This window comes from Priestia sp. BR_2, assembly GCF_041954005.1.
GTDB classification, from domain to species: domain Bacteria; phylum Bacillota; class Bacilli; order Paenibacillales; family Paenibacillaceae; genus Paenibacillus_AQ; species Paenibacillus_AQ lautus_A.
On record NZ_JAVFHM010000056.1, the window covers coordinates 24,539 to 34,092 of the forward strand.

7 protein-coding genes are annotated in these 9,554 nt (G+C 48.3%); 5 read left to right on the plus strand and 2 right to left on the minus strand.

Going from position 1 to position 9,554, the window contains the following annotated elements; all coding sequences use genetic code 11:
• Positions 1-9: 9 nt before the first annotated feature.
• From rpsN to RB298_RS00960, 3 genes are all read left to right on the plus strand, one after another.
• Entirely contained in the window at positions 10-279 is a 270-nt protein-coding gene (rpsN, locus tag RB298_RS00950) for a 30S ribosomal protein S14 (protein ID WP_192571679.1), read from the plus strand.
• 178 nt (positions 280-457) lie between these two features.
• On the plus strand, positions 458-1,246 hold the full coding sequence (locus RB298_RS00955; RefSeq protein ID WP_096773974.1) for a nucleotidyltransferase domain-containing protein: 789 nt from the start codon (positions 458-460) through the stop codon (positions 1,244-1,246).
• A 76-nt stretch (positions 1,247-1,322) separates the two neighbouring features.
• Entirely contained in the window at positions 1,323-1,853 is a 531-nt protein-coding gene (locus tag RB298_RS00960; protein ID WP_486045331.1) for a GNAT family N-acetyltransferase, read from the plus strand.
• A gap of 102 nt (positions 1,854-1,955) precedes the next feature.
• Here the strand turns inward: RB298_RS00960 and RB298_RS00965 are convergent, their stop codons facing one another.
• Complete coding sequence (locus RB298_RS00965) at positions 1,956-2,975, minus strand: alpha/beta fold hydrolase (protein ID WP_096774576.1); 1,020 nt, start codon at positions 2,973-2,975, stop codon at positions 1,956-1,958.
• A gap of 143 nt (positions 2,976-3,118) precedes the next feature.
• On the opposite strand from RB298_RS00965, the gene RB298_RS00970 reads away from it, so the two are divergent.
• Positions 3,119-4,024: a LysR family transcriptional regulator gene (locus RB298_RS00970; protein WP_192571682.1), complete on the plus strand. Its 906-nt coding sequence runs from the start codon at positions 3,119-3,121 to the stop codon at positions 4,022-4,024.
• Positions 4,025-4,156: 132 nt separating this feature from the next.
• Here the strand turns inward: RB298_RS00970 and RB298_RS00975 are convergent, their stop codons facing one another.
• The gene (locus RB298_RS00975) at positions 4,157-7,291 is read right to left on the minus strand and encodes an ATP-binding response regulator (protein WP_486045333.1); all 3,135 of its coding nucleotides are present in this window, start codon (positions 7,289-7,291) and stop codon (positions 4,157-4,159) included.
• A gap of 268 nt (positions 7,292-7,559) precedes the next feature.
• Between RB298_RS00975 and RB298_RS00980 the strand changes: the two genes are divergently transcribed.
• Positions 7,560-8,993 carry a family 43 glycosylhydrolase gene (locus RB298_RS00980; protein ID WP_486045335.1) on the plus strand — a complete coding sequence of 478 codons (1,434 nt, stop codon included), beginning with the start codon at positions 7,560-7,562 and terminating at the stop codon, positions 8,991-8,993.
• The last annotated feature ends 561 nt before the right edge of the window (positions 8,994-9,554 follow it).

Here is a 9,554-nt window from a genome sequence, read left to right on the forward strand (position 1 = left end):
GTGTTCCAAGTGGCACAAAAATCGAAAGTCGTGAAAGAACGGAAAAGACAACAGATGGTTGCTAAATACGCGCAGAAGCGTAAGGAACTGAAAGAGAAGGGCGACTATGCAGCGCTCCAAAAATTGCCCCGCGACTCCTCCGCGACCAGGCTTCATCATCGCTGTGCGGTTAGCGGCAGGCCACGAGGTTATATCAGTAAATTTGGCGTTTCACGCATTGTTTTTCGGGAGCTGGCCCATAAGGGGCAAATTCCTGGTATAACGAAGTCCAGCTGGTAACTACCTTGTCAACTGCTATTGTTGGACGACAAGAACAGATAAACATGGATAAGCCGCATAAACTGCGGCTTTTTTCATATTTCGCAAATTGGATTTCATTTGATTGACACGCGCATTGCTTCAATGTTACTTTTTAATAATACCCATTTTATGGGTCATCATTTAAGGAGTGTTTTGTATGAGGTTACCCGTGCATGAACGATTCATTGAACAGGCAATAGCGCATTTTCGCCAAGATCAACGATTTGCAGGTTTGCTCGCAGGCGGTTCTATGGTGCACGGCGCTATGGATGAGTACAGTGATTTAGATTTAATTGTGGTTTATCGTAATGAATTCCGAAGTGAGATCATGGAACAACGGCTTCAAATTGCGGAAGGGCTGGGTAACCTGCTGTCGGCATTCACCGGGGAGCATGTTGGTGAACCTCGTTTGGTTATTTGCCTATACGGCCCCGATCCGCTTCATGTCGACCTCAAATTTGTACAGCCGCAAGAGCTCGAATCTCGAATCGAAGATCCGAGAATTCTATGGGAGAGAGGTTCTGACATTACAACGATACTGAACAAAACGACGATGTCTTTTCCTAACCCTGATCCGCAATGGATTGAAGACCGCTTTTGGGTATGGGTTCATTACGGTGCAACAAAACTAGGGAGAGGCGAGTTGTTTGAAGTAATAGATCTTTTAACATTTATGCGAAGCGCCGTCTTGGGGCCGCTCGTTCTCATGAGTAACGGCCAGCAACCGCGAGGGGTTCGAAAATTAGAGAAATACGGTGTCCAGGAATTAGAGGAGCTTAAAGGAACGATTTCCCTCCACAACTTTGATAGTTGCTACCAGGCTTTAAAGAATTCGATAGCGTTGTACCAAAATTTACGCCAGGCATCGGAAATTGTAACCAAAACGGAAGCAGAACGCATCTCTATCGAGTTTCTTGACCATGTCTATTCAGCCAAACTTCAATAAAAAAGGTCGGACGACAATAAAGGTAAACGCATTTTACTAGGAGTTACATAAATTTTAACAGATGGGATATGGTGTAATGTCGAACTCCGTTGAGTTGGTGAAACCTTCAGCTGCATATAAGAAGGAGTATCTGTCTTTTTACGAAGATTGGATGTCGGATGAACAGGATATTACCCCGTGGGTAGTGAGGAAAGATCCTTCTGATTTTGATTCCATGATCGAATTTTTATATGCGGAGGATACAGAGGAGAAATTACAGAACAAGAGCTTTGTCCCACATTCTACGTACTGGCTTATCGACAGCTATTCAAAAAAAGTAATGGGTGCAGTCAATATTAGACACAGACTTAATGAAAAACTTTTGAATAGCGGCGGGCATATCGGTTACGGAATACGTCCATCGGAAAGAAGAAAGGGCTATGCTTCCGTACTCTTAGCATTAACCCTTGAAATCACGAGAGATATGGGACTAAACAAAGTGCTGCTGGTTTGCGATAAAGGAAATGTGGCATCGGAAAAAACGATTCTGAAGAATGGTGGTCAGTTTGAGTCGGAGTATGTGGAGGAGAATGGGAACGTTGTAAGACGATTCTGGATATTCTTATAGACTCTTTGCATTGAGAGATTTTACCCATCCTAGTCCGGGCTTGAGGGCGATGGATAAAAAGAGGTCGACCAGCAAGCTCTGGTGACCTCAGCTATTGATGTTCTATTCGTTTGTACGAAGCGCTAACAAGCGTTTTAAGTTATCATCTATAAATTGATTATCGGCGCTGTTGATTCCACGTCCGGCAAAATGACCCCAGATCGACTCAATGGGCTTAAATAGAGCATGAGGTATAAGATTAGCCTCGTATTCATTGTCGTCGGCCGGGCAGAAGAGATCCGTGCTACCCGGCATGATGCAGGCAAGCGCCGAAATGCTTTTGAGCGCTTTATCGAAATCTCCTTCATAGGAGGGGTTCGCACTTATGTCTGCATGTTGACCAGTCCATAACATGGCCAGGACATTGTGCGGATCCATTTTCATAAAGCTGTCTTCCCAGACACCCTCCATAAATTCTGCCAAAGAGTCAAAACCCATCTCACGATAAAGTCCCTCTCTATAAAACGCCTGCGATACGCCCCACCCGGCATAGACGCGGCCGACGGCGCGCATGTCTGCGGAAGTCAACTTGTTTAGTTTGCTTGAATCGAAGCCGACTGCAGCCATGAGCGGAGCTTTCATTCCTTCCAGGACCACGTACGTTTGGGGCCAAGTCTTGGCAACGCCGGCAAAAGGGGCGATTCGCTCCACCATGTCGGGATAACTCGCACCCCATTGGAATGCTTGAATGCCTCCCATGGACCACCCAACGACAAGAGCGATCTTGTGAATGCCGAATTTTTCGGTCACCAGCCGATGCTGAAATTTAACGTTGTCATAGATGGTTACCTGCGGAAAATGAGCCCGGTCGAATGGGGGAGGCGTGTTGCTGGGGGAGGAAGATAATCCGTTACCCAACAGGTTTGGAACGATAATGAAATATTCACGCGGATCTAAGGCCTTTCCGTTTCCAATCAACCATTCGTTCTGTATATGCTGATCTCCAAAAGCAGTTGGATAGACGATGACATTATCTTTCTTCTCATTTAATCGTCCATATGTCTTATAAGCAAGAAAAGCGTCCGGTAACGTCACTCCGGATTGCAAGGTTACGTCACCCAAATCAAAAATTTCATAATCCATCATATCGTTTGCTCCCTTCAAAATGAATCCATATATTTAGATTGTCGTTCTTGTACTCAGTATAGAGTCATGGTACTCTCAATAAAAGTGAATAGAATTCAAAACAGTATTCAATAAAATTGAAAGTAAAAGGGGCATCGTATATGGAATTACGCCAACTGATTACGTTCCGCACGGTGGCGTCCACATTAAATTTCAGTCGTGCTGCGGAAGTGCTGAGTTACGTCCCTTCCAACGTCACGATGCAAATGAAGGCATTGGAGGATGAGCTGGGGGTTCGCCTGTTTGACCGTTTGGGCAAGCAGCTCGTACTCACAACGGCGGGTAAACGATTTTTAACACATGTCCAGAGTGTTCTTGACCAATTGGAAGAAGCTAAAACCGTCGTTCATGACAACGAGGTTCTAAGCGGCACCCTAACGATCAGTGCCAACGAGGTGATTTGCGCCTATCGGCTTCCGGCCGTCTTTCAGTTATTTCGTTCGCGTCATCCGGGCGTGCGTCTCATCTTCCGCTCCGTTCCCAATCAAGAGCTCAAACAAACACTATTTGAAGGAAGCGCGGACGTTGTCTTTATGTTGGACGAACCCATTCGCTCAAGCGGACTTGCCGTGGAACCCTTGCTGGAAGAAACGTTCCGCTTATTCGCCGCTCCAGACCACCCGCTCGCAAAACGGACTGTGCTGCGGCTCGAAGATTTTCACGAAGAAGTGTTCTTGACGAATGAAAAGGGGTGTCCCTATCGAACCATGTTTGACCGGTCCTTTGAAAAAGAGGGCATTGACAGTATTACGTATTTAGAGTTTCAAAGTGCCGAAGCCATTAAACAATGTGCCATTTCGGGAATCGGCATTGCCTTTCTTCCTGAAATCGTAGCGGAAGCCGAAGTGGAACGAGGGGAACTGGTTGCCCTTCCATGGCAAATTCCGGATTTGCACGTGTATACACAAATGTTGTGGCATAAGGACAAGTGGCTTTCACCAATCATGATGTCGTTCATAGAAGCGGCAAGGGAACTTCTTGCAACAGAGGAGGATAATAGGCCGTAGGAACAAGGTGAAGAATGTCCTCTGCGCCGGTAAGAGGCCGCTCTTCACTTGTAAATGTACTCACCCACTTTATTAAAAAAAATCCCAACATGTTGAGGTTGGGATTTTTTTTAATAAAGAATGTAATGGGAGCTATATCGGAATTTTAAAAGAAACCGTAGTGCCTTGATTCATCGTGCTCTTGATGACCAGCCCGCTGCCGAAGGTTTGGAGCAGACGACGATTCGTGTTGTAGAGACCGATGCCGCCTTTACGATGGTCGGGTGCATTCAGCAGCTGGGCAACCTGGTCGGGTTCCATGCCAAGCCCGTTATCCGTCACTTCAACAACGATAAAGTCCTCTTGCATCGCAATTCTGACCCGTATCGTGCCTCCAAGGGCCCTCTTCATAATGCCGTGCCGAACCGCATTCTCCAATAATGGCTGGATCGCCAGCGGCGGGATGAGGATATTGATATTCCAATCAACTTCCCAGGTCACGTTAAGGCGTTCCCCGTATCGTTCCTTCTCTACGTATAAATAGGCTTGGATAAGCTCAAGCTCCTGCTGCAGCGGTACCAATCGATCCTGATTCCGATAATGGAAGCTGATCTGCAGATAGGAGCTGAAAGCCTCGCCAAGGCTTCGCATGCGATCGATGTCCATTTCGCTAAGCGCCATAATCGAATTCAAGGTGTTGAACAAAAAGTGAGGGTGGATCTGTGCCTGCAAATACGCTGCTTCCATGCGCATGCGATCATCCACCGTATGCTTCAGCGTGATCAGGGAATGGATGCGATATCTCAATTCTACAGGATCAACCGGCTTCGTCACATAATCATTTGCGCCGGATTGGAAGCCGGCATACACATCGGCCGATTCGCCTCGAGCCGTCAGCAGCAGTACGGGCAGCTCCGAGGCGTTAAAGCGCTCCCTTACGGTGCGGGTGAGCTCGTAGCCGGACATCTCCGGCATCATGACATCCGCTATGAGGAGATCCCACGGCTGCGAGCCGAGAAGCTCGAGCGCTTCGGCTGCCGAGGCAACGACATTCAGGTTGTACGGCTCTGCTGAAAGAATGCCGGCAAGGATGCGCAGGTTTACAGGATCGTCATCCACGGCCAGGATACTGACGGGATGCTCTTTCGACAATAACCTAGTTGGTACCTGCATAGGGGTACCTTCTGTTGCAACGTCCCAGCTGGCTGCGAGTTCTTTGTAGACAGCTGGGTCTACAGCGGGTACGGGAACCTGCTGCGAAGCAGAGTACTCTGCGTTTGTGTCCGCAAGCGGGAGTGTGAATGCAAAAGTCGTTCCTTTCCCTAATTCCGATTCGACCGTCAGCTCGCCGTCATGCAGCTCAACGAGCTCCTTGCTGATGCTAAGCCCTAGACCGATCCCCTTCGCGTCATTTAACCCTTGATTCCCCTGTTCGTACGGAAGAAAAATACGGTTTAGCGTTTGAGGGTCCATCCCGATCCCTGTATCCGTTATCGTGATCGTCATTTTACTGCCCTTGGTAAAGGCGGAGACGGTAACGGAGCCTTTCTCCGTGTACTTGATGGCGTTGTGAATCAGATTGAGCAAAATTTGAACGAGCCGCTTTTCATCCGCCTGTACGGCAGGAATGGTATTGGGAATATTCATCTTGAGCTGAACGGGCGCGCCGTCCGTCATGAATTTTACGATATCGAATACCCCGTTCACGACGGAAACCAGGGAAACCCGGCTCGGCTGCAGCTGAATTTGCTTCTCCTGAAGACGGACGGCATCCAGCAGATCATTTAATAAATGCGACATTCGACGGCTGACCGTAATCAACAGGTTCAAATCCTCGCTGCTCTGTTTGCCGAGGGTTTCTTTCTCCCGTTCAGCAAGGCTTATGGCGATATTCATGATTCCGTGCAGCGGCGTGCGCAGCTCGTGAGACGTGTTGGCCAAGAACCGGTCCTTCATTTGATCCGCGAGCTTCAACTTATCGTTGAGTTTGCTGATTTGATGAAGGTTGCGGAAGTATCGCTTAAACCAATAGGCCGAAAATCCGATGATGGCCGCGAGCACGTCCACCGGATAATACACGGCTGGGAGCTCCCAATATTTATTAAGCGCCCCCCATACGGCGCTTGCCAGCACGCCGCTGGCCGACAGCAGCAGGAATATGGAATCATCCTGGCTGTTAAAGACCATTCGGGTGAACAGGAACAGCGACGCCAGCATCGGCAGCAGGTAAAAGGTGCCGAACACCCGGAATTCTACGAGCCAGTGAACCCAAGACACAGGAGCGGCAAAGACTACGACCGTATATAGGGCCAGAAGCGTGCTGAATGTGATAAACCACACGTTACGTTTTCGGGAGGTAAAGGTGCGGCTCAGCTTCCATATGAAATACGACAGCCACGAATAGGAGAGAAAGGTTGCTTTGACCTCCCATTCATAGTTTAAAGACACCCATTTCAACAGGAGACTGTCGTGTGATGTTACGACGGTTAAAGCGGCCGATACTAGCAGCAGGAAAAAATCGAGCAGCGACCTTTCCCGCGGATTGAATATGTATAGAATGAAAGCGTACAGTCCGTGCAGCATCAGGACGACAAACATAACCAGCTGAAAATCAACGGAAACGCCGTGCTCATCCTGGATTGCCTGGTGCGATCCCAGCTTGATCGGCTTTGCGATTCCGCCTAGGTAAGGATGCTCATAGTTCGCCACGCGTATGATCAGATCGAGCTCGCGAGCATCCCGGTCGGGAACATAATCGACAACGAAAGAGGTGCGGTTCGGCAGATAGGAGGCTTGCCCGGGCTCGCCCGTCCTTCCCATGGAAGCTACCGTTTCGCCGTTAATGTCCACGGTAGCCGCGGATTGAATCTCCTGGATCCAGAACGAGATAGGGGCCGAAAGCGGGCGATCCAGCAATATGCGAAGCCTGTATGTTCCGCTGCCTAACGAAGTTTTTGCCTTATTCGTACGATTGTTATTCCAGTCTCCAGGTACATTTACGTAGGAAAACTCATGAGACGGCTTCATTTCCTGTTCTTTAGCCAGGATGTCGGCGTAGAACTGCCACTCTCCGTCCAGATTGATGGATTTTGAGCCCAACAGATCCCAGCCTCTCAAATCGAGTATGCCATTGGAGACTTTCGGTTGATCTGCAGGAGGGGCATAGGTTTCAAGCCAGAGCCAACGGATCCCCAGTAGCATGCTCAAAAAAACGACAAATGCCGCAATATGCGGGAGTATTTTGATGATTCGAAATCGTTTGTGGTTCTTTGCGAGTATGGTTGTCACCGTTCACGTTCCTTTATAAAAGTCTTACTTCCCAATATACGCAAAAATAGGATAGCCGTACAGCACTATATGTTAGGTTGATAAGGTCTCGGACTTATATCCTTTGCCGAAAAATGATTTGTATGAATGAACTCGGAAGAGCACTCGCGGCCAGCAATGTCTCAATCATGCTAATCCATGACAGAATAATCAAGGTCCGGTCATTTCGATCTCCTTATAATTGTAGATTGGACAGTTCATAACATCATGGAATGTGAGGAGTTTGATCATGCAAGCAAGCGGAGATTTGGGAAACGGCACGTATAGAAACCCGATTTTGGCCGGTGATTATGCGGATCCAAGCGTGGTCAGAGTCGGAGACGATTATTATATGACGCACTCCAGTTTTAAGTTTGCGCCGGGGTTATTGATTTGGCACTCTAAAGACTTGGTGAACTGGGAACCCATCGCCAAAGCGTTAACCGATTATGCCGGAGATGTATGGGCGCCTGATTTGACATACTATGAAGACCGGTTTTATATCTATGCTCCCATCAATGAAGAGATCATGGTGCTGACGGCGACGCATCCACACGGACCTTGGAGTGATCCGCAAAAGGTGGGGGTGCAAGGAATTGACCCGGGACATGTCGCGGATTCCAATGGTAACCGGTATTTGTTTTTTAGCGATGGTTATATGGTAGAACTGGCTGGGGACGGTTTGTCGTCTGTGGGCACTCCGCGCAAAGTGTACGATGGCTGGCCGTTTCCGAAGGAATGGGTCGTGGAAGGAAACTTTATGGAGTCTCCCAAGCTAACGTTTCATAACGGATATTTCTATCTTACTGTGGCGCAAGGAGGAACATCGGGGCCTTCGACTAGCCATATGGTCGCTTCTGCGCGCTCCAAAGAGCCATGGGGGCCATATGAACATTCTCCCCTCAATCCGATCATTCGAACGCAAAGCCGGAATGAACGATGGTGCTCCAAAGGTCACGGCTCATTGGTTGACACCCCGGACGGCGGCTGGTGGATCGTTTATCATGCGTACGAAAAAGGGTACTACACACTCGGCAGGCAAACGCTGCTCGAACCGCTGGAATGGACGGAGGACGGATGGTTCCGCGTCCCGCTTCATTGCAATACAGATGAAGCTATTCCAAAACCGCCGGGAGATGCCGTTCCGCATGGCATGACTTACGGTGAATTTCAAGAAGCGTCCGGCGGGCTGGGGTATCCGTGGAGCTGGTATCAATCCAGCAATGATATTCAATATACTCTGCAGAAGCAAGCGATAACGATCCAAGCTGCTCCCGAGCCGGCGCCCCTGGTTATGATGCCGGAAGACCATTCGTACGCGGCACAGGTGGAGATTGAGCTCTCGGAAGAATCGGAAGCCCAGTTGTTATTGTTCTATAATGGATCGACGTATAGCGGATTCGGCATATCCCAAGAGGGGCTTTATGGGATTATTCGCGGCTGGGAGACGCCATCAAAGCCTTTTCCGCATCGGCGTGTCATCGTTCGTCTTGAAAATAACGAGCATGAAGTCGTCTTCTATTACAGTGCGGATGGATCGGTATGGCATAAATTTGAGCATTCATTCGAAACCTCAGGCTGGCATCATAACACATTGGGCGGATTTCTTGCATTGCGAATCGCTCTCCGGGCGAAAGGTTCCGGCGAGGTTGCGTTTAAAAACTTTATCTATCAGAAGTTGTAAATATGAAGCGACGCGCCTTTTACATGGGTGCGTCGCTTCTTCCATTGGCGAGGCGACGAGCTCCATAAATCGCGAACGCAGGATGGTCTGGCAGCCCTGCAGCTTGCTCGCGTATTCCTCAATCATGAAGTCAACAACGGAGGATACGTAATCCAGACTTGAGATCGGCAGGCTCATCATTCGGACTCCCTCCAAAAGCATGGCTTGCAGTGACCTGATTGTCCTTGTCATGCTATGTAAAGAATCTAAAATCAAGGTTGGAGGACTAAAGTGTGAATAATTGGGGAAGCGTCAGGTTGATCCTGCTTTACAAAGAAAAAGCCAATCAAGTTGAAAAACCAGCTACCTTGTGTTACGATATACCGGTAATATGTCACACTGAATACCGAACCGCGGAATGTGGAGAATAATTTTAGTAAAACAGTTGACACTCCATCTACTCTGTAATACAATGTACCTGTAGTAAGTAATACTAAATAGTTCGATTTATAAAAGCTGTTAGGTAAAACATTCCCTTAGTACTATGTTGTACTGAATATTGGTCAGACTAAATAGAGGAGG

Excerpts from the sequence above, each read along its gene's own strand:
- RB298_RS00955 (WP_096773974.1), top strand. The coding sequence starts at position 458 with ATGAGGTTACCCGTGCATGAACGATTCATTGAACAGGCAATAGCGCAT.
- RB298_RS00960 (WP_486045331.1), top strand. The coding sequence starts at position 1,323 with ATGTCGAACTCCGTTGAGTTGGTGAAACCTTCAGCTGCATATAAGAAG.
- RB298_RS00965 (WP_096774576.1), bottom strand. The coding sequence starts at position 2,975 with ATGGATTATGAAATTTTTGATTTGGGTGACGTAACCTTGCAATCCGGA.
- RB298_RS00970 (WP_192571682.1), top strand. The coding sequence starts at position 3,119 with ATGGAATTACGCCAACTGATTACGTTCCGCACGGTGGCGTCCACATTA.
- RB298_RS00980 (WP_486045335.1), top strand. The coding sequence starts at position 7,560 with ATGCAAGCAAGCGGAGATTTGGGAAACGGCACGTATAGAAACCCGATT.